This is a genomic window from Cereibacter ovatus (genome assembly GCF_900207575.1).
Lineage (GTDB): Bacteria > Pseudomonadota > Alphaproteobacteria > Rhodobacterales > Rhodobacteraceae > Cereibacter_A > Cereibacter_A ovatus.
On sequence record NZ_OAOQ01000008.1, the window covers coordinates 71267 to 95191 of the forward strand.

Sequence of the window (23925 nt, forward strand, 5' to 3'; positions counted from 1 at the left end):
CGGCGCCGGCATTCTGGTGGCCCACCGGGGCGGGCCACTGGGATGTCAGGCCAGTTGCAGGCCGAACAGGTCCACCTCGATCCCGCGCAGGGCAAAGGCGTCATAGGCCCCGGCGCCGATTTCAAGGCGATCAAAGGTCACGCCGGGATCGAACGAGACCGAACCCGATGCGAACGTCTCTTCGCCAGAGGCGACAAGAATCCCGTTGTGATAGGCCGAGAACACCGCCGTTTCGCCGTTGGCGGCATCCCATGCCGTCAGCGACAGCGACTGGAAGTCGCCCTTGGCCAGCAGCCTGTCGAACTCGATGATCAGACGCTCGTTGCCATCGATCTGCTGTGCGTCGGCCTTGCTTTCATTGCCAGAGATGACGCCAAAGCGCCCCGTCTTCCAGCACAGCGCCGCCGACGTCCCCGGCGCCGCGGCGCTAAGGGTAATATCAAGTTGATCGAGGCTGATCGAGGACACCTTCTTCTGCCCCGAATAGACGTTTGTTGCGACCACCTTGCCATCGACCGTCTGCGAAACCTCGGTCTGAAGCAGCGACCGCTTGGCAAATTCGATCCCCACCGATCCGGTCTGGACCGTGATATAGACCGGCTCGGGGATGGGTTCCTCGATCGGCGTCGGGGCCGGTTCGGGGGTGGGGGTCGGTTCCGGGATGGGCTCGGGAATGGGTTCGGGGGTGGGGGTCGGCTCGGGAGTGGGTTCGGGAATGGGCGTGGGAACCGGGTTCTGGTCCCCGCCGCCGACGAACCGTTCAAGCCATCCGTTGTCGGTCACGACAAAGTCGCTGTCGGCGGGCCGCTCTCCGGGGGACAGCAGGCGCATGCCGCCGGTGGACGGATCTTCCAGCACCCAGACGTCATTCGTCCCGAAAGCGCCGTAAAGGTCAGAGGCCGCGAAGGACGACCCCATCCCCATCAGCGCATCGCCGCCCGTGGGCGATGCGACGTGATAGATGCCTTCGGCCGCGGTCGTCACCTTCGCATCGTCGGTGAGGTAGATCGCCAGCAGCTTCTTGGCCCAGAGGCTGGGCTTGGGGTTGCCGTTTTCGTCCCGCAGCGCGATCAACTGGTTATAGTAGGTCGAGCCGGTGATGTAGTCCTGAAACCAGTAGACCGTTTCGGCCCCGGCCGCGATGGCGCCAAGATCCGACAGCGCCGACGTGGCGAAATAGTCAACCCCCGTGGGCGTCGTCGTGCCGTCATAGGTCGGCGCGCCGCTTTCGGTCACGATCACCGGCCGGCCACCGCTGAGATCGGAAATCAATTCGATGCGCAGCGCATCCAGCGTCCGGTCCCCGTAAAGGTGGACGGCGGCCTGATCGTAGCGCGCCTGTTGCAGCGGGATCAGCAGCCGCTCTGCGATCAGCGCGTCGGCTTCGGCGCTGCGCAGTTCCTTGACCGTGTAGGTCATCGATGACGTGGCCGAGATCGGCTGCGACGGCTCGAAGGTGGCGCGATCAAGATTGACCTGCGCCATATCCGCGACAAGCGACGCCACACCCCCCATGACGAAGGTGGATTGCGGGTCTGCCGCCTTCACCGCGTCATAGGCCGTGTTCACATAGGTGACCAGCGCCTCCGAGGTCGAAGCCCAGCCGCCCGAGCGGTTGTTGATGCTGGAAAATTCGTTGGCAACCTGATAGTCATCCACCAACGAGCCATAGCGCGCCGCGGTGGCCCCGACGAATTCCGCCCACTCGGCCATGTCGTTTGGAAGCAGGTTCTTGGCGTCGTTGTCGCCCGGCGAGGTCGCCCAGACGGCATCCGAATAGAAGGTCAGCAGCGGCTTGATGCCGGCATCGGTCAGCGCCTTGATCCGGCTGTCCAGCCCGGCCCAGTTCCATGCATCGTCGCTGGCTTCGATCAGTTGCCACGAGACCCCCAGCCGCACGGCACCAAAGCCTGCGTCGGCCAGTGCAGCATAGGTCTTCGGGTCGCTGATCGGAAACGCCAACCCCAGCTTGTCACTCTGCGGCACGTCCAGTTCGTTCAGTTGAAGTTCCATCTTTTAGCCCCACGCGAAAGATTGTCAGGGGCTCAATCGGATCCAACTCGGTTTTTTTTTAGTGATCGGAATGAAAATTTTGCGATCCGGGCGCCGCATTTTTACCTTAATGCGTGCGAAGCGCGACGATCATCGCGGGAAAGTTGTTTCCCGCCATGGGGTTCAGGCGCGGGGCGTAAATCCGCTCTGGGTTGAAAAAATTCGTCCGGACCCCGCGCCTGCGGCGGGTCCGTGCTGTTTTGCGGGCGCGGGGGCCGTGGCGCGGGCGGTCACAGGCTGGCCGGCTGCGCCGCGTCCGCCCACGGCGGTGGGTCAGGCGCGCGGATCGCGCCTGCCGAAGCGGTCAGTAATCCTCGTCATGGTCGGCCCGGCAGAAGTGCATGTCCGCGGCAAGCCGAGGCAGATCCGCGCGCGCGTCGGGGTTCTCATGGCCCAGGTTCAGCGGCCGGGTCTGCTTGCGGCTGAAGAAGCCCGCGCGCCACGCGGCTGTGTCGATGGCCTTGGAGCAGCCATAGGCAATCTCGCCATAGGTGCAGCGCGCGCGCATGAACTCTGCGTCGGCGGCGGCAAGCAGCAGGCCGTAATCGCGGGCCGTGCCGGTGTAGGCGAAGATGTCCGTGACGCGCCCCGCCGGCCCGGACCCTGTCGGGGCGATGGTGATCGCGACATATCCCGCCAGCTTCCGGTCGCGATACAGCGCAAGGCACCGCCCCGCCGGAAAGGGCGATTCGATATGGCGCCATTGCAGATGGGCCGACGTCCGAGAGATCGCACATTTGACCGAGGGTCGGGCCGCCTCCCATGCCGTGTCGAACTCGGGGCCAAAGGTTTCGATCGGCACGATCCGTTCGGTCTTTCGCTGTGACGGGCGCATGATGCCGATGATGGCCAGTGGCAGGCGGAACACCGCATCCAAAGGCCCGCCCAGCATCCGCGGAAGGCGCCCGCGCAGGGCCAGGATGCTGCCGGGGCGGTAAAGCTTGCGGCACAGCGTCCGCGGCGGGCTTTCGGCCGCGCCAAGCCTGACCCAGACCGCGCTAAGCCGGTCGCTGCTGGCAAGGCCCACCGTGATCCCGCCATGGCCCAGGTTGAAACAGGTCTTCAGCGTCACCATCCCGGCCCCGCGATCATTGGGCCGGATGTTGTTCCCGATCGGCAGCACGGCGGGCGTTGGCACGCCATCCAGCGTGACTTCTGTCGGCAGCAGGAAGACGCCGCCGACAAGGCGGCCTGCGCGCTCGATGGTCAGAACGCGTGCGGGGTTGGTCTCGGTGCGAAAGGGCGCCTTGAACAACCAGTCCCAGGCGCGGCGCTTTCGTTCAACCGCCTCTTGGGAAAAGGTCTCGGACATCACCGCAAGAAATTCGTCCCGAACGTCCGCGCCCCTGAAAACAGCTTTGATTTCACTCAATTCCGACTACTCCATCAACAAACAAAGACCTTGGACGAACGGCCGGCCGCACGTTCGCAAAAGCCTTGCCGGGTCTTGGCGCGGGCCTGTCAGGGCAATGTCTTGCCTGTGGCACCGGCCTTGGCCCGGCAGCGCGTCAAAATTCGCGCCTGCGTTTGATTAGGGAATGCCGCCCCCCCCGCCGTCAAGGTGTAGCTTGCGCCCGGCCCACCGCAAAAGCGCCCACTGCCGGGGCGCATCGTCGCTGTCCCACCGCTTTGTGGCGCAAGCCAAGCGCGCAAGCCCGGCTTTGCCGGGCGTCGGGATCTTGCCGCGGGGGGCGCGCGCACCATCGGCCCTGCGCATCGATCGGGCGGAGTGTGTGTCGCGAAAGCCTGCCCCGGGGGCGGGCGGTCACGGATCGGGGCCTTTGGTCACTTTCTTCGGGCGTTCGACATCGCCCCGATGGTCCGCATCGCATGGATGTTGAATTGGAACGACATCGGCAGGCTTGCCTGCCCCGGCGTCCATCGGGCCTTGGCCACCGCGCCGCCGCCGGTTCTTTGGGCGCCAGACCCCGCTTAGGTGAAGCAGGCCCCCGACCGCCAGCGCCGCCGCCGCGCCGCCGATCCAGAAGGCAAGCAACCCCAGCCAAGGATTGCCAGAGATCGCAAGAAGGACTCCACCCCCTGCGCCGATGCCGTATCCAGCCAGAAGAAGTGTGCCCAACCGTTCCACATCACACAACCTAGACACGATGCGCCGTCCCGCAAGGGCGAATGTCGCGCCTCGACAGGCCATGGACCCCGCGCGGCGGAAAGGTGCCGGCGATCGGGCGGGGGCGTGGCAGGTTGTCGCAATCCGGCGTGCCGCGGGCCTAAGCGCGCGGAAATGCGGCCTGACCCTTTTGTCCGCTGGACGCTAACCGCCTTTGAAGTTTTGACTTTCCTGTTGGGATCGGGCTGGCGGGCCACCGCTGACGCGCCAAGGCGCCGGTGTTAGATTAATGCTGCACGCATCATTTTTCTGTTAATGGTTCGTGATAATCAGTAAACGTGAATTCGAATTGGAATGGCTTGGAATATGTGAGTCGTCACCTGTTCGCAATCGGTCTTGGCTGCCCGCTGCAATCCCGTTTCTGTCGCAGCCCGCAGTTCTGATGACGTCGCGCCATCCGTCCGCCTTGCAGTTTCAAGGCGGCGTTCGTGCGAAAGGCCGGTGCGCGGTAGACAAAACCGCCCGTTTTTTGGGCTGTCTTTATAATTGTAGGGCGTATTGATGAAGCTACGTTCCAAAAGGCAAATCGGGTTTCGTCCGGCCAGTGAAAAGTGGTATCGAGTTTACAATTTCACCAAAGCGGCGGTGCTGATCCTGATCATCCTACCTCTTTTGGTGATGATCTCGGGCGTGCTGCTGGCCACTCAGGGCCGCGAGATCTTTTACAGGGGTCCGCGGCTTGGCAAGGATCAGAAGGTTTTCCACATCATCAAGTTCCGGACGCTGTGCACATCGCGCGCCCGCGAGTTGACGCGCGACCGCACCCTTCCGGTCGATTCCAGGATCGAAACCCCGCTGGGGGGATTGCTGCGCGAAACCCGTCTGGACGAGCTGCCGCAGCTGTTCAACATCCTGAAGGGTGACATGAACTTCTGCGGGCCGCGCCCGGTGCGCGCCGAGATCGCCCAAATCGAACGCGAGCGTATCCCCGATTACGATCTGCGCTTTGCCGTGAAGCCGGGGCTGATCGGTCCCACACAGGCCTATTTCGGCCACGGCGCCAGCAAGCGCCTTCGTGCGCGGATGAACAACCGGCTTGTCACAAGGCCGGTCTCGATCAGCGCCGAACTTCTGCTTCATGTGCAGATCTTCATGTCGATCATGGAAAAGCTTGGCCGGAAGATCGGCGGCCGAATGTTCCGGCCGATCCGCAGCGCCAGCCCCGTGCGTCGGCGCGATATCTGGCTGGCAACCGACAGCGGCCAGCGGATTTCGACGGTCGAGTCCATCGGGCTGCGGCGTATCACGGCCCCCAACCTGCCGGGTGTCGCGGCGGGCGAACGCGCGGTGCTGTATATACGGCTGCGGTCGGGTGGCCTGCGCAAGGCGCGGATCATCCTGTCCGAACCCGAGAAGCGGGGCGTCTTCAACTATACCGCCGAAACCGCATTCGGAGAGTTCGTGATTGAACGCTATGCCCTTGGGCTGGTCGTGGTTCCGCCGCAGCTTGGCCGTGTCCGGGCCATGGATCACGCCGCGAATGGGCCGAAGCAGGCATACGTCTGAAGGTTAGATGGGCACGTTCAATCGATCCCCGGCGGCTTCCGGCGATACACCGCGCAATCAGCACCGACGCATATCGCTTGTCGCCGCAGGAAGTTCGCAGTTTGCCGGGCAGGCGCTGGGGATACTGATCGCGATCCTTGTGTCGCATCTGATCGCGCGACGCATGGGCGCAGGCCCGGATGCCGATGCCTTCCTGCTGGGCCGCCGGCTGGTCACAAGCCTGACCGAAGCCCTGAGTCAGGTGGTCGTCGTGGTGTTCATCCCGCTGATCGCGGCGCGGGCCGCGGCGGGGGACAGCCTCTTGCGCATCTTGGGGCATTCCGGCGGCGCGGCACTGGCACTGGGAACGGTGCTTGCCATCGCATTCGCGCTTGCCGCACCGGCGATCGTCGGATCGCTGGCCCCGGACTTTGATCCGGCAACCGCGGCGCTGGCCGCGCAGGTGGTGGTGATCCTGTCGCTGTCGTTGCCTGCAACGGTGGCTGCCATCGCCTTTTCGGCCTACTGCAATGTCAGGGGCCGGTTTGGCGCCCCGGCCGCGATCCGGCAGTTGCCGCGGGCGGCAACGGCCTTTGCGCTGCTGTTCGGGGGGGGGATTCTGGCGCTGCAAGCCTCGGCCGCCTACACGATCACCTTTTTTGCGGTGGCGGCGCTGACGCTGATCCTTGCGCTTGGTCTGGGTGCCTCGCCTGCCACCGGCACGGCGTCCGGCCCCGGTTCGACCGCAATCGGCCGGCGCGGTTCCGCGGCGATCCTGCTGACGTTCGGGGCGCTTGCCTGCATCTGGCTGGAAACCGCCTTTGCCGCCGGGCAGGGGGCGGGCGGTGTGGCGATGCTGGATTTCAGCCAGCGTCTTGGCGCGCTTTGCGGCAATACGCTGGCGATGGCGCTGGGGCTGGTGGCGTTTGCCGATCTGTCGTGGCGGGCGGCCTCGGGTGAGGCGGCCGATCTTGGCCGGCGCTTCCGCCATGCGACGGTGGCCGGGGGTGCCTTGCTTTTGCCTGTCCAGCTTGGTGTCTTTATCAACGCAGGCCCCGTGGTCGATGTGGTGATCGCCCATGGCGAGGCCGGCACGGATGCCGCCGCCCGCATCACAGAGCTTGTGCGCTGGATGGCCCTTGCGCCGTTCGGGGCGCTGGTGACGCGGATGATGCTGGTCCGGCTTCTGGCGCAGGACGATCTGCCCATCGTTCGGCTGGTCGGGGGGGCGATGGCGCTGGATTTCCTGTCGCGGCTGGGGCTTTTTGCGGTTCTGACCCCGATGTTCGGCCTTGTGGGCGTTCCGGTGGCGCTGGCTGTCGCGCCTGCGGTGCCGGTCGTGTTCCTTGCCGTCGTGCTGCGGGGCAGTGGCGTCTTCGCCGGCGGTGGCGCGTTCCGCGCGGCCCGGCCGGTTCTGGCCGCCTCGGCGCTTGGCTGCGGCGGCATCCTTGCCGGGGCGGCCGCCGGGCCGGGGCTTGCCCAGCTTCTGCGGCCGCTGATCGAGGAACCGGGCAAGCTGGAAAGCCTTTGCCAGCTTGCGGCCTCGGGGGGGCTGGGGATTGTTGCGCTGGGGGCGGGGATCAAAGTGTTCGGTGTGAAACTGCGCCCGCGCTAGCGATCACCGCGGGCGGTAGCCGGTTTTCAGCCAGACCCAATCGGGCCAGTCGGCCCCCCGCGCCCGGCGCCTGCGGTCTTCGGCCAAAGCCAGAACCGCCAGCGGAACAAGCCGGCCCAACCCGTCGCCCAGCCAGACCAGCGCCCGGTCAAGCGGCGACAGGCGCTGCGTGCCGGACTGCTTGTGGCTGGTGTTGGGGCTATAGGCGCTGACCAGCCGTTCGGGCGGCACCGCCAGACCCAGGAACTGCACCAGACGGCGCTGCCCGCTTGCCGGATGCGCCGTCAGCTCTTCATAGCGCAGAAGCAGCGCCCGCCCCTGTGCCCGCGCAGCAAAGCGCCGCATGTGTCTGGCGTAAAGCGCATTGACAAGCGCGCCGCGCAGGATGTCGGCCGCCCGCTTCAGCCCGCGCGACGGGCTGCGCCCATAGCCGACCAACCGCGAGGCGACCAGTGTCGCGCTTGCGCGCATGACGCAGACAAAGCGCGCCTCGGGGAAGCGCATGGCCAGATCATCGGCCAGAAGCGTGTGGTGGGGCGATTTCTCCAGCCAGTGCGTGCAGCCGTCGCGGTCGGCCACAGCATCCATCACCGCAGCGAAGACCCCGGCGGGGTCCGTCGCTTGCGCCACCATCGCGTCAAGCGAGGCCCGCGGCAGCCCGGTCAAAAGGAAATAATCCGACGCCGCAAAGGCATCCAGAAACCGGCCGCGCGCCTGTGGATCGTCGAAGGGGCCGAACAGGCGGGCGAAGTGCGAAAAGAAGATGCTTTCATGCACGCCTTGATGTTCAGGCGCGGCAACCGCGGCAACCGCGCCCGATCCGGCCAGCATGTTGGCCACCCAGGTTGTCCCGGACCGCTGCAACCCAAGCACAAAGACCGGCACCGCCATACCTTAGGCCTCCGTCTCGCGTGAGGGGGTCCAGAGCGTGCTTTTGCGCCCGGCGGCATAGCGCGCAAAGCCTGCGGCCATCGCGACATGGGCCAGCACGAAGAACGCGGCGATCCCCGCGGGCTTGAACCGGCGCAGCCGCGGATCAGCCAGCGCGGCCAGCGCCAGCGCATAAAAGCCAAGCTGGCACAGCCCGGTCAGGACATAGACCCAGCCGTTTGCCAACAGCGCCAGATTGGTCAGCAAAAGCACCACCAGAAACAGCGGGTTCAGCCGCCGGATCAGTTTGTGCGACACAAGTTGCCAGGCATACCAGCCGTGCCGGAACGGGTTCATCAGGCCGGTCCATGCCATCATCGCCCGCCAGCTGAGTTCGGCCGAGCGGATGCGGCGGCGCATTTCGCTTTCGACGCTTTCGGTCACGATTTCGGTGGTGCAGGCCAGCGGTTCAAAGACAAGGCGCTTGCCCTCGGCCACGGCCTGGACCGAGATCACGAAATCGTCCGCCGAGCCCGGCTCGGGGGCGGTCACAAGCTCGCGACGCATGGCGTAGACCGATCCCTGTGCCGATACGGTGCCGCCCAGCCGCGATTCAGCCCGCTTCAGCGCCTGATCGTATCGCCAGAACAGCCCCTCGGAGAAGCCAAGCCCGCCCTTGCCGGTCCCCGCGCCTTTCACCGTGATCTGGCCGCAGACGCCGCCGACCTCGGGATCAGCGAAATGGCGCAGCAGTGCTGTCAGCGTGCCGTCGGCCAGAATGGCATTGGCATCCGAGAACACCACCACATCGCCGCTGCACCGTTCAAGCCCCAGCCGCAAGGCCGCCGCCTTGCCGACGCGGCCGGGATCAAGAACCGTGATCCGCGGGTCACCGATCGCGCGGGCCACATCCGCGGTGCCGTCGGTCGATCCGTCGGACACCACGACGATCTGAACCTCCGCGCCGCCCGCATCCAGCGCCAGCGTGTTGCGCAGCTTTTCGTCGATCACCGCGGCCTCGTTATGGGCGGCGACAAGGAAGCTGACCCGTGGGGGGGCCCATGCCTTCGGCGCGGGTCGGGCAGGCCGCAGCCGCGACAGAACCAGCAGCACCATGCCGTAGCCGGCAAAGCTGTAGATCAGCGCCAGCGCAGACATCCAGAACAGGGCTTCGATCACCGGGTTTCCTCCATCAGGGCGACAAGCTGGCGGGCATTGTCCTCGACCACATATTCCGCGGCGACGCGGTCGCGTCCGCGCGCGCCCATCGCCGCTGCCGCGGGCCAGTCGGCGGCGATGGTGCACAGCGCACGCGCGATTGCCGCCGCATCGCCCGGCGGCACCAGAAGGCCGGTCACCTTGTCCTCGACCAGTTCGGGAATGCCCGACACCGCGCTGGCGATCACCGGAAGGCTGTGGGCCAGCGCCTCCATGCAGACCACCGGGATGCCTTCGGTCCGGCCCCGTTCCCCGATGACCGAGGGCACCACCACCACATGCGCCGTGCCCAGATGCCGGGTTACCGCCTCGGCGGGTTGCGGGCCTTCGAACCCGATGCGCCCATCCAGCCCCAGCGCGCGGGCCTGTGTCGCCAGATCGTCGGCCAGATCGCCGCCGCCCACGATCCGCGCCTGCCAGTCAAGATCCGCGGGCAGGGCGGCAAGCGCATCGATCAGATGGCGCACGCCCTTTCGCTGGATCAGCGAGCCGACATAAAGAATGCGGAACGGGCCCTGTCCGGGGGGCTGCGGCCCGCCCGATTGCAGCCTGTCGCGGGTCACCCCGCAATGAACCAGCCGCAGCTTCCCGGCCGGAAATCCGGGCAGGCGTTGCAGGAATGCGATGTTGTAACGGCTGATGGCGCGAACGAACCCCGCCTCGCGCGCCTTTTCGGGCAGCAGCGCCTGCGACACGAAGATGTCATGGGCATGTGCCGAAAAGCTGAAGCGCACGCCTGCGACACGCGCGGCGATCATCGCCGCGGTTGCCGGGTGGCCGGCAAATTCCGCGTGGATATGATCGATCCCCGCGCGCCGGCACCAGCGCCCCAGCGCAAGCGCCTTGGGGATATAGGCCATCACCGCAAGGCCGCGGGCCGGATCCCCGCGATAGGCGCCGATGACGTCTGCCAGTAGTCGGCCCAGTCGGCGGGGCGCTGTCACCGCCTCAAGCGCCAGCGCACCGACCGCCGGGCCAGAGACATAGCCGAAGGTGAAGGCACGGCTGACCAGCCCGCGCATGAAGTCATGGACCATCTCGGATTTGCGGAACCGCTTGATGTGAAAGATCCGCACCTCATGGCCAAGCCGTTCGTATTCGACCACATTGCGATAGGCGAAGGTCTCGGTAAGTTTCGGAAACTCGCTGACGACGACCAGGATCTTCATTTCCGTGCAAGTTCCTTCCGGTTTGCGACAAACAGCGCCGTCGAGAGGCCCGCCAGAAGCCAGGTGTATTTGGTTTCCTCATTCGGCAGGAACAGGCTGGCCACCAGATAGGCGGCAAAGGCAAACCCCAGCGCAAGCGCCTGAACCCGCATCGCCTCGGAGCAGGGGGTGGCCTGCACGGCGCGCAACTGCCGGAAACAGATCACCAGCATGGCAAAGAACGGGAACGCCCCCACCAGCCCGTATTGCACCACCACCGACAGATACATGTTGTGCAGCTCTCGCCCCAGCAGGGTGCGGCCGGGCAGGTAGCGATAGTCGTTGTCGGTGAAATGATGGACGAAATTGCCGGGTCCGACCCCGAACACCGGATGATGCAGGAACAGGTCGATCCCGATCAGGTTATAGGTAAAGCGCCGGCCCAGCGTCGGATCGGCGGCCCCGCCAAACAGCGAGGACAGCCGTTCCCAGTATTCCGCCGGAATGAACGGCAGCGCCGCCACCCCGACCAGGGCCATGGCCGCGATCGCCAGCGGCAGGTGTTGCCAGCGGCGATAACGCCAGACCAGCACCAGCCCGACAAGGCCATAGGCCAGCGCCGCCGACCGCGCAAAGGACATCACCACCGCGATCGAGCCGATGCCGGCGATCATCAGCAGGCGCCACCGCCACACCGGGCTTTCCAGCGCGTGAACCAGCGCAAAGACCACGCCCACCAGCAACATCGAGGCCGCGGTGGTCGGGTTGTAGTCCGACCCCCCGGATGACCGCGCGACGCCTTCGGCGGTGCGGGCGGTGGTGGCGGCATCCGACTGCGCCACAAGCTGCATCCCCAGCACGAAATCCACCAGCAGGATCAAGGATGAGACCAGCGAGGTGGCCACAAGGATCCACAGCAGCACCGCCACCTTGCGCGGGGTATCGGCCAGCATCGCCACCAGCAGCAGCAACAGCACCAGACTGAGCATCTTGCGCATCGAGGCCAGCGCCATCACCTTGTCCTCGGCCCCGGCCATCGAGACGACGGTCAGCATCAGAAAGACGATCGCCAGCACCACGACCGGCTGTTGCAGCATCACCCGCACATGATCGCGCAACCGAAGCCCGTTGGCCAGGATCGCAAGCGCGGTGGCCAGCGCCAGCGTCTTGAAGAACGAGAAGGGCAGAAAGCCGAACAGCAGCTTTTCAATCGCATCAAGCTGCGAAAACGTCGTCAGCACCGCCACGCCCAGGAACGGCTGAACCACAAGCACGATGCCGCCATAAAGCGCAAAGCCCAGCCCCAGCGCCAGCGGCGCCATCCCCACCGCCCCCGCGACCAGAACCGCCAGCGCCCCTGTCGCCACAAGGACCACCATCGTCAGCGTCACAAGAAGGGCTGCCGTCACGAAACCGCTCCGTATCCCGGACGACCGAAGCGGCGGCGCCGCGCCATTGCCGCCAGCGCCACCGGCACATGCCAGACCAGCCGGCCCGATGCCGAATGAAGCCGTGCCCGGAAGGCCAGTCCTTCCAGCCAGAGCGGCCCGCCGCCAAAGGCGCGGTCCTGCACATGAACCCGGCTGAGGATCGTGGGGTCTTCGCCCGCCCGGTTTTCGCCGGTTCCGCCGGTGACGGCGACAAACCCCGCACGGCGTGCCGCCGCCACGCTGACCGGACAGGATCGGTCGAAGGGCCAGGCAAGGATCGCAGGCGCGCGGCCCAGGATGGTTTGCAAACCCTGGAAGGTCTGGGTCAGCGCCTGTTGCACGCGCGCGGCATAGGCGGCTTCGTCCTCGGGCGCCCCGTCGCGCCACCAGCGCCCCGAAAGGGCCGAATCCGATGCGGGCACGGGATCGTTCAGACGCAAGCCCGCCGGCGGCCCGTCCGCCTCGAACCACCGCGCCTTGTTGGCCCGGTCATTGGCCCAGGCCAGCGGCGCATGACGGCGCCAGTTCCCGGCGGTCAGCCGGTCGACGACCTCGCCCGATACGGGCACGCGGGCATGGTCCAGACCATGCGCCTCGATGCTGAACAGCGGATCGGCATCCATCGCGCGCAGCTCGGCCGCGGTCATGTAGCCGGTCCAGGTGGCGGGCCCCTGTGCCGCGGCGCCGGTCCGAAGCGCCTCTCCGGGTTCGATGAAATCCAGCGAGACGAAAAAGCTGGCCGGCATGGCGAATTCGCGCAGGATCGGTGCGGCGAACAGGAAATTGTCCAGATACCCATCGTCGAAGTGGATGACCGCCGTCCGATCGGGAATGGTCTTGCCCTGACGGCGGGCCGCGACCAGATCGGTCGTGGGGATCACCGTCCAGCCGCCACGCCTGAGAATTTCAAGATGGCGCCGGAAGGTTTCGGGCCGGACGCTGGTATTTTCCGCCCACGGCAGCCAGCGCGCATCGGGCGAGACGCTGTGATAGACAAGGATGGGCACCGCACCCGGCCGGTGCAGGATCGCCGCCGCCCCGGCAAGGCCGGCGCCCGCGATCGCAATGGCGACAAGCCCCAGCCAGGACGGCGCCACCACCGCCCAGAGACCCGCCGCCGCAAGGCCGGCGACCGCCACCCCGGCCGCCGTCAGAAAGGCGCGTCGCCGTATCCGTCTGCGGTCGGGGGCGCGCGTCATAGCAAGACCGCCAGGAAGGGGGGCGCTTCGGGATCGACGGCGATGCCGGCCACGCGCTCGACCTCGATCCGGTCGGCTTCGCCGCAGCTGACCCCCGCGATGATCGTGCAGCCCCGCCAGGGCGCCCAGTCGCCGATGCGGGCGATTTCGGGCAGGGCCACGACCTTGGTCAGCGCGCCGCCGTCGGCGGCAAACGGATCGACCAGTCTGACCGCGGCCTCGACCACCGCATGCAGCCCGGCGATCTGCTCGGCCGAGCCAAGCGCCGTGACCGCGATCTTGCCGCCCTGCGGCCGTTTCCGGCCCTCGGTCACAAGCCGTCGGGCCATCACCTCGGCAAAATCCGACAGGGCGCGGCCCGGTGTGTCGCCGTTGCGAAGGAACGCCTGCGCCTGCGCCACCAGCGCGCGCGACACCGATGGCAATGCCCGCGGCCCGACGATCTGGCGCAGACCTTCGCCGGTGCGCACCCGGTCGTCCAGCACATCCAGCAGGGCGATGGGGGCCAGCGCAAGGATCGCGCCAAGGACCGTGCCGACCACGGTATTGACAAGCACCTTCGGGAAGGCCGGATAAACGGGCACCTGCGCCGCGCTGATGACGCCCACCTGGTTCATCCGCGCTTCCCGCGCCAGCTGGGTTTTCAGCTTGCGGTCCTGGAGTTCGGCAAGATCGGTTTCGGCCTCGCGGATGCGCAGGGCGATCTCGCCCAGTCTGGTCTCGGTCTGTTCAAGTGCCTGAAGCGCGGTCTCGGTTTTCTTCAGCGCCTCGGCGCTGCGAATGACCAGGGCTTCGGCGGTGGCCAGGTCGGCGCTGATCGTGGCCGCGGCGCCCGCATCGGCGCTGCCCGGCCGCACCAGCCGGTCTCGCAACCGCGCGACCTGCCGCCGTGCATCGGCCAGCGCCTTGTCCGCCTCGGCGCGGGACGCCATCAGGATCACGCGGCCAGCCTCGACGCTTTTGTAGCCAAGCTGGCGTTCAAGCTGCCGCCGCGCGGCACTGTTGCTTTCCAGTTGGGCTTCCGTGGCGGTCAGCAGCCGCGACAGCGCCGCATCCACCGCGGCGGCATCTTCCGCGAATTCGTGGCTTGCGGTTTCCATATAGGCCCGCGCAAGGGCATTGGCGGCACGGGCCGCCATTTCGGGAATGTCGTAGGTGATTTCCAGCAGCAGGATATACGAGCCCTCGACCATCTCGACATCGGTGGCCGACATCAGATCGTTCAGCCATTGGTCGCGTTCGGTCGGCGGCTGGAAATAACCGTAGTTCAGGATCGTCCATGTCTGCCAGATCGCGGACTTCAGCTTGTCAAAGGCGGTCGGCGGGTCCGAGGGCAGGTTGCCGCCGCTTTCCTCGATCAGGATGTCCAGCGCCCTTTCGGCCACGCGGCGGCTTAGAAGACGCTCGATATGGGTCTGGGTGATGATCGTGGCGGGGCTGAACTGCGTCACGCCCATGAAGGCGCTGTTGAACATCAGCGCCTCTTCCGAGGGCTGCATGTTCAGTGTGACGGTGCTTTTGTAAAGCGGCATGGTGTTCAGCAACACGATGCTGAGCAGGCAGGCCAGGACGCCGGTTCCAAGCGCGCCGGCAAGTATCACCAACCGGAAATGGCGCAGTAGGTCGAGATAGTGCTTCAGCATGGCGCGGCGGACCTTGTGGGAAACGGTATCGGTTCGGGTTCAGCGGGACAGCAGGGAAGACAGGTCATGGCCGGCAACCGTCAGCGCCTCGGGATCGCAGCGGCCCGGATCGCGGCTGAGCGCGCCGGTCCCGGCATCGGCCAGACAATAGGCTTGCGCCCCGGTCTGTGCGGCAAAGGCCCGGACGGCCGCGGCGCCACCCCCCCAGCCGATCCGCACGACATCGCCCGCAGTGCGGCGCAACTCGAACAAAGCGGGGCCGGCGGCGCGCACGGTGGTATCGGCCGCCAGCAGCCGCGACAGCATCCGATAGGCATAGACGCCCGGCTTGGGCTTTGCGCGCTCGGTGTAAAGTGCGGTATGGCGGTTGCCGAAGGTCGTGTCGCGCCCTTCGCCCAGCCGATACCACAGGCAGAACTGCCCGCCCGCGGCAAGCACGCCAAGGTTGCGATCGACCACGGCGATAAAGTGGCCCTCGGGCGTATAGCGGTCGCCATAGTCCAGCGAGGGGCCCCCACATTCCGCCGAAAGCACCGGCCGCCCGGTCATCGACCCGATCATGGCGATGCGGGCGGCGTCGCGGCTTTCGGGGCCATAAAGGTGAACATCGGCGATGTCATAGGGGCTTTGGCGCAAGACCGGCAGAACATCGCGGTCGATGATCCGGGCGATCTCGGCGCCCCGCATGTCCGATGGCGACAGCACGGTTTCAGACCGCTCATTCCATTTCTGGCGAACCGTGAACTGCTGTCCGCCGCGCGCCACCAGCAGAACATCCAGATTGAACGCCGCGATGCCGCCCAGCACGAAGATCGCCCTTGGGTCGACCGCCTTCACCGCATCATGGGTGCGGCGGATGTAGTCGATCAGCTCATCCGTGGTTCCGACCCACCCGCCCGACTTGTTCTTGTCGCTGATCCATTCGTTTGCCGCCTGCCAGTAGCGCACCCGCCGGTGCAGTCCGGGCGCATCGGCGTGGCCATCGCCGTCATAGCGTTCGACCACGGCGCGAACGAAACGCTCCCAGTCGGCGGGATTGTTGGGGCGGGCGTTCTTGACGCCGCGGGTTTCCGGCACGGTGCCCCAGTCGGCGGTGGATTCAAACGTAAGGAACGGCTCGATCCCGTAAGCCTGCAAGCCCACCACCCGACTGTCGAGCCCCGACCAGTCGAACCGGCCGGGGGCTGGCTCGACCCGGTCCCAGGCCACCGACAGCCGAACCACGCCGATTCCGGCCTGCGCGATGGCGGAATAATGCTTGGGATTGCTGCCCGGAAACGCCAGCCCAAGCCGCGGATTCGGAGAGGCCACCACCTGCGACAGATCGATCGTATCCGCCGTCGCACCCCCCGCTGACAGGGTGACAAGCGCCGCCGCCACAAGACTGCGCAGCCTCATCTGTCGTTCATCCCGCCACTCGGGTCAGGGGTCTGCTCAAGCGTTGCCACCTCAAGCATGTCGCCGGGCTGAAGCAGCGTATCGGGGCTGGCCGCGATCACGGTGACGCCCTCGGGGCCGCGCCGGCGCAGACGATAGACCATGCCGGCGCCGGTCATCTCGGCCGCTTTCGCCTGCCCGCCAAAGACGGCGACAAAGCGGCGTGCCTGATCCATGTCGACACGGATTTCGGCAATGTCAGCATCGATTTCCGCCAGCGCCGTGGCCACCTCACCCGCCCGAAGGACCGTTGCGCCCTGCTTGCCGGCCTCGGCATCCGAGATCGTCTTGCGCGCCTGCGCCTCAAGCGCGACCGCTTCAAGTTCGTCGGCCCGGTATCCCGCCTCGCTGACGCGCAGATCGAACATGCGCTGGTTCAGGGCAAGGCCGCGCTCGGCCAGTTTCAGCTGGCCATCCAGTTCTTTTTGCGTCGCATCAAGCTGGCTGCGGATCAGTTGCTGACGCTCGGAATAGGCGCCGGCTTCCTCTTCGGCCAGACGGCGCGTCGCATCGATGGCCGCAAGCCGAAGGGTAAGTTCCTCGTCGCGCGCCGCACGCAGGGCTTCCTGCGCCTCGGCCAGGGCGCCGGCCGCGGCGCCAAGGGTGGTCCTGGCCTCATCCGGCACGGTGATTTCGGCCAGCCCGTCACGCTCGGCGACAAGCCTTGCCCGTTCGACCAGAAGGCCCGCCAACTGCGCCCGCAGCAGCGCGTGACGGGCGGTTTCGCTTTCGACGCGCATACTGGCGCTGAGATCGTCCGACAGCGTGGATGCGCCGGTTCCCCGTGCCAGGGCAAGCGCCCCGGCCACATCCAGACCCGGCTGGAACGGATAGGCGCCCGGCGCGACGACCTGCCCGCCCACGATCACCGGGCGGTATTCCGCCACCTCAACCGTGGCCGAGGTGGACCCCTCGAACACCTCCGAGAGTTGCTGCTCAAGCGAGGATTCCAGTTGCGCCGGCGACAATCCGGCCGCCTCGACGCTGCCAAGGATGTGCATGGTGATGGCGCCGTCAAGCCTGACGCGATAGGTGCGGGTCAGTTCGGGATGCGACAGCACCGAGACATCGACAAGATCGCCGGGCCGGATGGCATATTCTTCCGCCCTTGCCGCCGCGCCCGCAGACAAGGCCGCGCAGAACGCAAGTATTCCGGGAATCATGAATGCTCCACGCACAAAGAATCTCGATGTTAAAACGCTAAATCAGTTATGATTGAACGCTTTCACACTCGTGCCAGTGTGTCAACCGGCGCGGCCGGCGCTGTCGGATAGGTCGCGGGCGGGCGCAGGCGGCCGCCCCGAAAAAGGGCCGGGCGCCCTTGATCCGCCCGGTTTCCTTGCCGATGGCGGACAGGCCATGGCCACGGCCGGACGCGCGGGCGAACCGGCTTGATCGGCAGGCCGGGTGGCGACGGCAAGCCCCCTGCAATCGGGCCGGGGATCGGGGCGTCCATCCCCCGGCGGCGCGCGGGGGGATGGAGGTCGCGCGGGACGTGGGCCATGACACAGATCAAGGCGGGGCGTTTTCTGTCGCTTATCGTGACCTTTCACCATGATCCGGCGGGGGAAGGCCCTTGCCGAAGGACGCAGGCCGCGGACGAACGACGGAAGTGGAGGACAGCCATGTTTGAACAGGCGTCAAGGCCGCGGCGACGCGGCGCAAACCGCGCTTTCGGGGTGCTTCTTGCGGGGGTGGCGGGCTTTGTCGTCCTGACCTCGCCGGTCACATGGTCGCTGACCCATCCGACGCGCGACGTGGCCGATGCCGGCCCTGCCGATCTGGACAACGGCCAGCGGATCTTTCTGGCCGGCGACTGCGCCACCTGCCACGCCACCCCGGGCCAGCCCGACCAGACGAAGCTGGGCGGCGGGCGGGTGCTGGACACCGCCTTTGGCCGGTTCCACATGCCCAACATCTCGCCCGATCGGGTGGACGGCATCGGCGGCTGGACGCTTGAGCAGTTCACCCGTGCCGTGCGCGAGGGGGTTGGCCCGGGCGGGATCATGCCGGACGGGCAGAACCTGTATCCCTCGTTTCCCTACACCTCGTATCAGCGGCTGAACGCCAATGATGTGCGCGACATGTATGCCTATATCATGTCGCTTCCGCCCGTGGCGGGGCAGGTGCCCGGGCACGAGCTGAAATTCCCCTACAACATCCGCCGCGGCATCGGCGTCTGGCGTCTGGCGTTCCTTGACGGCCAGCCCCTGCCGGATGCCCCCGCCACCCAGACCGCCCCCGATCCGCATCAGGCGGTGCTGGCGCGCGGGCGCTATCTGGTGGAAGGCGCGGGCCACTGCGCCGAGTGCCACTCGCCGCGCAGCTTCATGGGCAATGTGATCGCGGACAGCCGCTATGGCGGCGGGCCGACCCCCGACGGCCACGGCCATTTCCCCAACATCTCGCCGGACGAGACCGGGATCGGCTTCTGGTCGGTCAATGCCATCGCGAACTATCTGGAAACCGGCATCAGCCCGATCGGCAAGAAAGCCGGCGGCGACATGGAAGAGGTGATCCTGAACACCGCGCAGCTTCCGCGCGAGGATCGCCTTGCCATGGCGATGTATCTGAAAACCGTGCCGGCGGTGGATGCCCCCGGCCCCGGCCGCCCCGAACCGAACCGCACCCCGACCGTGGTCATGCTGGACCGCCCCGCCGGCAAGGCGCCGGTGCTGCCGACATCGCCCGCCGCGGCGCTGGCGGATGCCAAGGTGGTGCATGTGGTGACGACAAAGCCGCTGTTCCTTGATCCCGGCCGCATCGGCACAGCGGGCGCCGAGGATGGCAAGCTGCTGGGCGGTGCCCGTCTTGCGGTGCTGGCGCGTGATGGCGACCGGATTCAGGTCCGGCTGGATGGCTGGCAGGCGGTAGGGGCCGAGCAGGTCTTTTACGCCGAACGCGGCCAGCGCATCCTGCTGGCGGTGCTGGGCGATGCCGCCATGGCCGCGGTCAGCCGCGAAGCGCCGGTGGACGATCCCGCCACCGGGCAAGCCTGGGCGCAGGCCAGCCTGACCGGCTGGATCGACGGGCAGGGGCTTCATGCCGATCTTCCGGCGCTGTGGGGCTATGCGGGCGATCTGTTCAACGCCAGTTGCGCCACCTGCCACAGCCTGCCGCACCCCGACCGCTATCTGGCGAACCAGTGGATCGGCAATCTGAACGCGATGAAGCGGTTCACCTCGCTGGGTGACGACCAATATCGGCTGCTGCTGGCCTATCTGCAAAACCATTCCCGGGATGTCGGACCGCAGGCCGGGGCCGAGTGATGCGCCCCCCTGTCACCGCGGACCACCGCCCGACCCTCGACGACCAGAGGAGACCCCTTTGATGACCACGATCCCAAGCCCCCGCAAAGGCGGCCTGTCGCGCCGCGGCTTCCTGTGCCAGACCGCGGCCGCCGCCGCCCTGGGCGCCACCGTCCCGCTTCCCCGCGGCGCAGCCCTTGCGCAGGACGCAGCCGGGTCCGAGATCCTGACCGGCAGCCACTGGGGCCTGTTCCGCGCCACGGTCAAGGACGGCCGCGCCGTGGCCATCCACCCGTGGGAAGGTGATCCCTGGCCCTCGGCGCAGCTGAAGGGCGTGCTGGATTCGATCTATTCGCCCAGCCGGATCAAATATCCGATGGTGCGCCGGGCCTGGCTGGAACAGGGGCCGGGCGCCGATCCGGCGGGCCGCGGCACCGGCGATTTCGTCCGCGTCAGCTGGGACGAGGCGATTTCGCTTGTTGCCCGCGAACTGGTGCGGGTGCGCGATACCCACGGCCCCGAGGCGATCTTTGGCGGCTCTTACGGCTGGAAAAGCCCCGGGCGGATGCACAACTGCCAGACGCTGCTGCGGCGGCTTTTGAAGCTGAACGGCGGCTTTACCAGCTCGATGGGGGATTATTCCACCGGGGCGGCGCAGGTGATCCTGCCCTATGTCACCGGCTCGATCGAGGTTTACGAACAATGCACCGCCTGGCCGAATGTGGTCGAGAACACCGAACTGATGGTGTTCTGGGGCGCCAACCCGCTGCGCAATTCGGAAATCTGCTGGCAAATCGCGGATCACGGCGCCTTCGTCGGGGTGGACGGGCTGAAGAAAAAGGGCACCCGCGCCATCTGCATCGACCCGGTCCGAACCGAGACCGCGCAGTATCTGGATGCCGAATGGATCGCGCCCCGGCCGCAGACCGACACCGCGATGATGCTGGGCATCGCCCACACGCTTTACAGCGAAAACCTGCATGACGCGGATTTCCTTGCGAAATACACCACCGGATTTGATCGCTTCCTGCCCTATCTGCTGGGCGAAAGCGACGGCACGCCCAAGACCGCCGACTGGGCGTCAAACCTGTGCGGCATCCCGGCCGACACCATCCGCGATCTGGCGCGGCGCTTTGCCGCCAACCGCACCATGCTGGCGCTTGGCTATTCCACCCAGCGCCAGCACCATGGCGAGCAATCCACCTGGATGCTGGTGACGCTGGCCTGCATGTTGGGCCAGATCGGCCTGCCGGGGGGCGGTTATGGTCTCAGCTATCACTATGCCAGCGGCGGGGCGCCCACGCATCTGTCACCGATCCTGCCCAGCATCACCGACACGCCCGGCCAGTCGGCCGGCGGCGGGGCGGCCTGGCTGTCGGCGGGGGGGACGGTTTCCATCCCGGTTTCCCGGCTGGTCGAAACGCTGCTGAACCCCGGCGCGACGATGGATTACAACGGCACGAAGATCACGCTGCCCGCGCTGAAGCTGGCGTGGTGGGCCGGCGGCAACCCGTTCTCGCACCATCAGGACCGCAACGAGATGGTTCGGGCCTGGCAGGCGCTGGATACCTTCATCGTGCAGGATTTCCAGTGGACGGCCACCGCGCGCCACGCCGACATCGTGCTGCCCGCCACCACATCCTATGAACGCAACGACATCGAACAGGTGGGCGATTACGCGCTTAGCCATATCGTCGCCATGCGCAAACTGATCGAGCCGCTGCACGAAGCGCGGTCGGATTATGACATCTTCACCGCGGTCGCGGACAAGCTGGGCTTTGGCTATGCCTATACCGAGGGCCAGACCGAAATGGACTGGATCCGCAGCTTCTATGAGGCGGCGATGATCGAGGCGCGGGCCAAGGGCATGGAAATGCCGGTGTTCGACGTGTTCTGGAACAGCAATCAGCCGCTGGCCTTCCCGCTGTCCGAAGACCAGCGCCAGTTCGTCCGCCATGCAAGTTTCCGCGCCGATCCGCTGCTGAACGCGCTTGGCACCCCCAGCGGCAAGTTCGAGATCTTCTCGCGCGCGGTTCAGGCGATGGGGTATGACGACTGCCCGCCCCATCCGACATGGCTGGAACCCGTCGAGCGGCTGGACGGCCCCACCGCGCGCTATCCGCTGGGGGTGGCCGCCAACCATCCGGTGAAGCGGCTTCATTCGCAACTGTGCGGCACCGTCCTGCGCGAGGATTACGCCATCGCCGGGCGCGAGCCCTGCTGGATGAACCCCGCCGATGCGGCGGCGCGCGGGTTGCAGGACGGCGATCTGGCCCGCGCCTTCAACGACCGGGGCCAGATCCTTGTCGGCATCCGCATCACCGACGAGATCCGCCCCGGCGTGGTGCGCATCGACGAAGGCGGCTGGTATGACCCGGCCGACCCCCGCACCCCCGGCAGCCTGTGCCGCTATGGCGATGTCAACGTGCTGACCACCGGCATCGCCACATCGCGGCTGTCGCAGGGCAACTGCGGCCAGACGGCCGTCTGCGAGGTCGAGAAATTCCAGGGCGTCCCGCCCGAGGTGACGGTGTTCGTCGAACCGGGCGCCTGACCGGCGCGGCCCGCCCCGCACCGGTCAGGGCAACGTCGTGCTGCCTTGACCGGCGCGGGGGCCGCCCGGCCCGGGGCGCTGTTCTGGACAAGCGGCCGGATGGGCCTATTCGCGGTTGCGGGGCGCCCAGCCCGACCCGTTGCGCAAAGGTGGCGCCCCCATGCAGGGGCGTCAGCCGTCAAGGCGGCAGGACGGCAGCCCCTTCCCCCAGGTCTGAAGATAGGCGGCGACCTTGCCGGTGGCATTGTCGCGCACCACCGTCTTGCGGCCGATCACCGAGGCGAGGATGGCTCCGTGCAGCCGGTCGGTCACCACGGTTTGGCCCTCGGCCAGACGCGCGGCCGCGGTTTCGACCTTGGCCCGTGCCAGCCGATCCCGCAGCGCAGGCGCGGCCGCCGCGGGCGCCAGCGCCAGTGCCGCCTTGCCCGCCCGGTTCAACCAGCGCAGCCGCGGCAGATCGGCCCAGTCCCAGCTGTCGCCGGCGTCGATCCGGGTGCCGCTGGCCGCTGCCTCGCGGTCGCGCCGCAACAGCCGGGTTTCGTCGCGGATCGGCGCGCCCACCGGCAGACGCAGCCCATGGGCGGCATCAGGCGCCAGCAGTGGCCGTTCTCCCAACAGCCGGGCGACAACGGCCTGACTGTGGGCCTCGCGTGCGATCAGGGTCACATTGCCATGCGCCGCCAGAACCTTGCGCGTCGGTTCAAGCGCCTCGTCAAGCCCGGCGACGCTGAAGGGCAGTTGCACGATCCGGTTGCCCGCCATCGCGGCGATGACACGCAGGCGCATGTCGTGGTGGCGGGAATAAAGGCCGCCGAAATTGCCCCCGCCCAGCAGAAACACCGTCCCGCCACCGATGCGGCGGCGGCAGGTGTCGGGGTCAAAGCCGCGCAAGGTTGCCGTATAGGCCGGCGCCGTGCCGAACAGCCCGCCAAGGATCTGCCGCGTGCCCAGCCAGATCGCCGCATCGCCGGGGTTGTGATACAGCGGATAGTCGATCAACGCATAGCGCCCGCCATCGACCAACGGCCTCAGCGCGCTTTCAAGCAGGCCGGTCAGCATCCTTGCGGCCCCGCGGTCCTGATCCATTCGGCGCCTGACAGGGCCAGAACCGCGGGCAGGGCGGGCGTGACCGGGCCGCTGTCGGGCCAGCTACGCCCGCGGGGGCGGATGCCGGCGATCCTGCGCCCGGCCTGAACCCCCAGATTGGCCAGCAGGCGCCGCAGATGGCCGCCCTTCTGCACCCGCCCGGCGGCGATGGCGCTTGTGTCGGCATGATCCGCGGCCGCCCCGCCAAGCGCCGGAACCGCGATCTTCACGCAGGCGCCATGTTCCCACCAATAGGTCAGCTGATTGTCCACCGGGCGCGAGAACGGCACCCACCGCATGACAAGCTGCGCCGCCGCGGCGCGGGTGATGGCATAGCCGATGGTGCAGGGCGGCATCCGGCGCGGCAGGATCGCGCTGACCCCGGCTGCCCCGGCCGCCGTCCGGTTCGAGTGGCACAGCTTCAACATGTCCCAGTCCACCGGCATCGCCGCCAGTGCCGCCAGCTGCGCGCCGGCGCCGGGCCGCAACCTTGCGTCATCCTCCAGCACGATGGCCACCGGCGCCGGGCCGCGGGCGATCCGGTCCCACACCAGCAGATGCGACAGCGTGCAGCCGATCTCGGCCGGGGTAAGCGGGCGTTTGTAGCGGGGTGCCCCTTGCGTCAGTTTGTGCCGGATCTCGGCCGGCACGGCATGGCCATCGACCGCGGCCATCCGCGAAAAGCGCAGGCCAAGCGCGTCCAGATGGTCCGAGATTGCGGCCATACGGTCGCCCGCGCGGTCAAGGTTGATGACATGGATTGGCCAGATCGGCCCCAAGGTAGAAAGCAAAGAGCCCTTTCCCGGTGCAGG

Annotated in this window: 16 protein-coding genes; 4 read left to right on the plus strand and 12 right to left on the minus strand. The window is 67.1% G+C overall.

Annotated elements, in window-relative coordinates:
- Positions 1-45: 45 nt before the first annotated feature.
- Together CRO07_RS10470 and CRO07_RS10475 are read right to left on the minus strand one after the other, a co-directional pair.
- Positions 46-2013 (minus strand): cellulase family glycosylhydrolase, encoded by a 1968-nt coding sequence (locus CRO07_RS10470; RefSeq protein ID WP_097030642.1) that lies wholly within the window; start codon positions 2011-2013, stop codon positions 46-48.
- A 343-nt stretch (positions 2014-2356) separates the two neighbouring features.
- Positions 2357-3364, minus strand: coding sequence for a hypothetical protein (locus tag CRO07_RS10475; protein ID WP_097030643.1), 1008 nt, complete (start codon positions 3362-3364; stop codon positions 2357-2359).
- Positions 3365-4681: 1317 nt separating this feature from the next.
- Here CRO07_RS10475 and CRO07_RS10485 point away from each other — a divergent pair.
- Both CRO07_RS10485 and CRO07_RS10490 read left to right on the plus strand, forming a co-directional pair.
- The gene (locus tag CRO07_RS10485; RefSeq protein ID WP_097030645.1) at positions 4682-5686 is read left to right on the plus strand and encodes a sugar transferase; all 1005 of its coding nucleotides are present in this window, start codon (positions 4682-4684) and stop codon (positions 5684-5686) included.
- A gap of 7 nt (positions 5687-5693) precedes the next feature.
- Entirely contained in the window at positions 5694-7280 is a 1587-nt protein-coding gene (locus CRO07_RS10490; protein ID WP_097030646.1) for a lipid II flippase MurJ, read from the plus strand.
- A gap of 3 nt (positions 7281-7283) precedes the next feature.
- On the opposite strand, the gene CRO07_RS10495 is transcribed toward CRO07_RS10490, so the two are convergent.
- Genes CRO07_RS10495 through CRO07_RS10530 form a run of 8 tightly spaced genes read right to left on the minus strand, consistent with a single transcriptional unit; the run spans position 7284 to position 17388 of the window.
- On the minus strand, positions 7284-8171 hold the full coding sequence (locus tag CRO07_RS10495) for a sulfotransferase family protein (protein ID WP_097030647.1): 888 nt from the start codon (positions 8169-8171) through the stop codon (positions 7284-7286).
- Positions 8172-8174: 3 nt separating this feature from the next.
- Positions 8175-9329, minus strand: a complete 1155-nt coding sequence (locus tag CRO07_RS10500; protein ID WP_235840972.1) for a glycosyltransferase family 2 protein — start codon at positions 9327-9329, stop codon at positions 8175-8177.
- On the minus strand, positions 9326-10537 hold the full coding sequence (locus CRO07_RS10505) for a glycosyltransferase family 4 protein (protein WP_097030648.1): 1212 nt from the start codon (positions 10535-10537) through the stop codon (positions 9326-9328). The genes CRO07_RS10500 and CRO07_RS10505 overlap by 4 nt, the downstream gene beginning before the upstream one ends.
- Positions 10534-11925, minus strand: coding sequence for an O-antigen ligase family protein (locus CRO07_RS10510; protein WP_097030649.1), 1392 nt, complete (start codon positions 11923-11925; stop codon positions 10534-10536). The genes CRO07_RS10505 and CRO07_RS10510 overlap by 4 nt, the downstream gene beginning before the upstream one ends.
- Positions 11922-13145 (minus strand): polysaccharide deacetylase family protein, encoded by a 1224-nt coding sequence (locus CRO07_RS10515; RefSeq protein ID WP_097030650.1) that lies wholly within the window; start codon positions 13143-13145, stop codon positions 11922-11924. Before CRO07_RS10515 ends, CRO07_RS10510 begins: the two co-directional genes overlap by 4 nt.
- Positions 13142-14788 carry a GumC domain-containing protein gene (locus CRO07_RS10520; protein ID WP_097030651.1) on the minus strand — a complete coding sequence of 549 codons (1647 nt, stop codon included), beginning with the start codon at positions 14786-14788 and terminating at the stop codon, positions 13142-13144. The genes CRO07_RS10515 and CRO07_RS10520 overlap by 4 nt, the downstream gene beginning before the upstream one ends.
- Before the next feature lie 39 nt (positions 14789-14827).
- Positions 14828-16186, minus strand: a complete 1359-nt coding sequence (locus CRO07_RS10525) for a beta-galactosidase (RefSeq protein WP_097030652.1) — start codon at positions 16184-16186, stop codon at positions 14828-14830.
- Entirely contained in the window at positions 16183-17388 is a 1206-nt protein-coding gene (locus tag CRO07_RS10530; RefSeq protein WP_097030653.1) for a polysaccharide biosynthesis/export family protein, read from the minus strand. The genes CRO07_RS10525 and CRO07_RS10530 overlap by 4 nt, the downstream gene beginning before the upstream one ends.
- 462 nt (positions 17389-17850) lie before the next feature.
- Here CRO07_RS10530 and CRO07_RS10535 point away from each other — a divergent pair, with 462 nt between their 5' ends.
- Together CRO07_RS10535 and torA are read left to right on the plus strand one after the other, a co-directional pair.
- Entirely contained in the window at positions 17851-19494 is a 1644-nt protein-coding gene (locus CRO07_RS10535) for a c-type cytochrome (RefSeq protein ID WP_097030654.1), read from the plus strand.
- Between the two features lie 61 nt (positions 19495-19555).
- On the plus strand, positions 19556-22027 hold the full coding sequence (gene torA, locus CRO07_RS10540; protein ID WP_097030655.1) for a trimethylamine-N-oxide reductase TorA: 2472 nt from the start codon (positions 19556-19558) through the stop codon (positions 22025-22027).
- Positions 22028-22198: 171 nt separating this feature from the next.
- Here torA and CRO07_RS10545 read toward each other — a convergent pair whose 3' ends face one another.
- Positions 22199-23113: a polysaccharide pyruvyl transferase family protein gene (locus CRO07_RS10545; RefSeq protein WP_097030656.1), complete on the minus strand. Its 915-nt coding sequence runs from the start codon at positions 23111-23113 to the stop codon at positions 22199-22201.
- Positions 23080-23904, minus strand: a complete 825-nt coding sequence (locus tag CRO07_RS10550) for a glycosyltransferase family 25 protein (protein WP_141400055.1) — start codon at positions 23902-23904, stop codon at positions 23080-23082. Before CRO07_RS10550 ends, CRO07_RS10545 begins: the two co-directional genes overlap by 34 nt.
- Between the last annotated feature and the right edge of the window lie 21 nt (positions 23905-23925).

Bases quoted from the DNA above. Each gene is read 5' to 3' on its own strand.
- CRO07_RS10470 (WP_097030642.1), bottom strand. From the start codon at position 2,013: ATGGAACTTCAACTGAACGAACTGGACGTGCCGCAGAGTGACAAGCTG.
- CRO07_RS10475 (WP_097030643.1), bottom strand. From the start codon at position 3,364: ATGTCCGAGACCTTTTCCCAAGAGGCGGTTGAACGAAAGCGCCGCGCC.
- CRO07_RS10485 (WP_097030645.1), top strand. From the start codon at position 4,682: ATGAAGCTACGTTCCAAAAGGCAAATCGGGTTTCGTCCGGCCAGTGAA.
- CRO07_RS10490 (WP_097030646.1), top strand. From the start codon at position 5,694: ATGGGCACGTTCAATCGATCCCCGGCGGCTTCCGGCGATACACCGCGC.
- CRO07_RS10495 (WP_097030647.1), bottom strand. From the start codon at position 8,171: ATGGCGGTGCCGGTCTTTGTGCTTGGGTTGCAGCGGTCCGGGACAACC.
- CRO07_RS10505 (WP_097030648.1), bottom strand. From the start codon at position 10,537: ATGAAGATCCTGGTCGTCGTCAGCGAGTTTCCGAAACTTACCGAGACC.
- CRO07_RS10515 (WP_097030650.1), bottom strand. From the start codon at position 13,145: ATGACGCGCGCCCCCGACCGCAGACGGATACGGCGACGCGCCTTTCTG.
- CRO07_RS10520 (WP_097030651.1), bottom strand. From the start codon at position 14,788: ATGCTGAAGCACTATCTCGACCTACTGCGCCATTTCCGGTTGGTGATA.
- CRO07_RS10525 (WP_097030652.1), bottom strand. From the start codon at position 16,186: ATGAGGCTGCGCAGTCTTGTGGCGGCGGCGCTTGTCACCCTGTCAGCG.
- CRO07_RS10530 (WP_097030653.1), bottom strand. From the start codon at position 17,388: ATGATTCCCGGAATACTTGCGTTCTGCGCGGCCTTGTCTGCGGGCGCG.
- CRO07_RS10535 (WP_097030654.1), top strand. From the start codon at position 17,851: ATGTTTGAACAGGCGTCAAGGCCGCGGCGACGCGGCGCAAACCGCGCT.
- torA (WP_097030655.1), top strand. From the start codon at position 19,556: ATGACCACGATCCCAAGCCCCCGCAAAGGCGGCCTGTCGCGCCGCGGC.
- CRO07_RS10545 (WP_097030656.1), bottom strand. From the start codon at position 23,113: ATGGATCAGGACCGCGGGGCCGCAAGGATGCTGACCGGCCTGCTTGAA.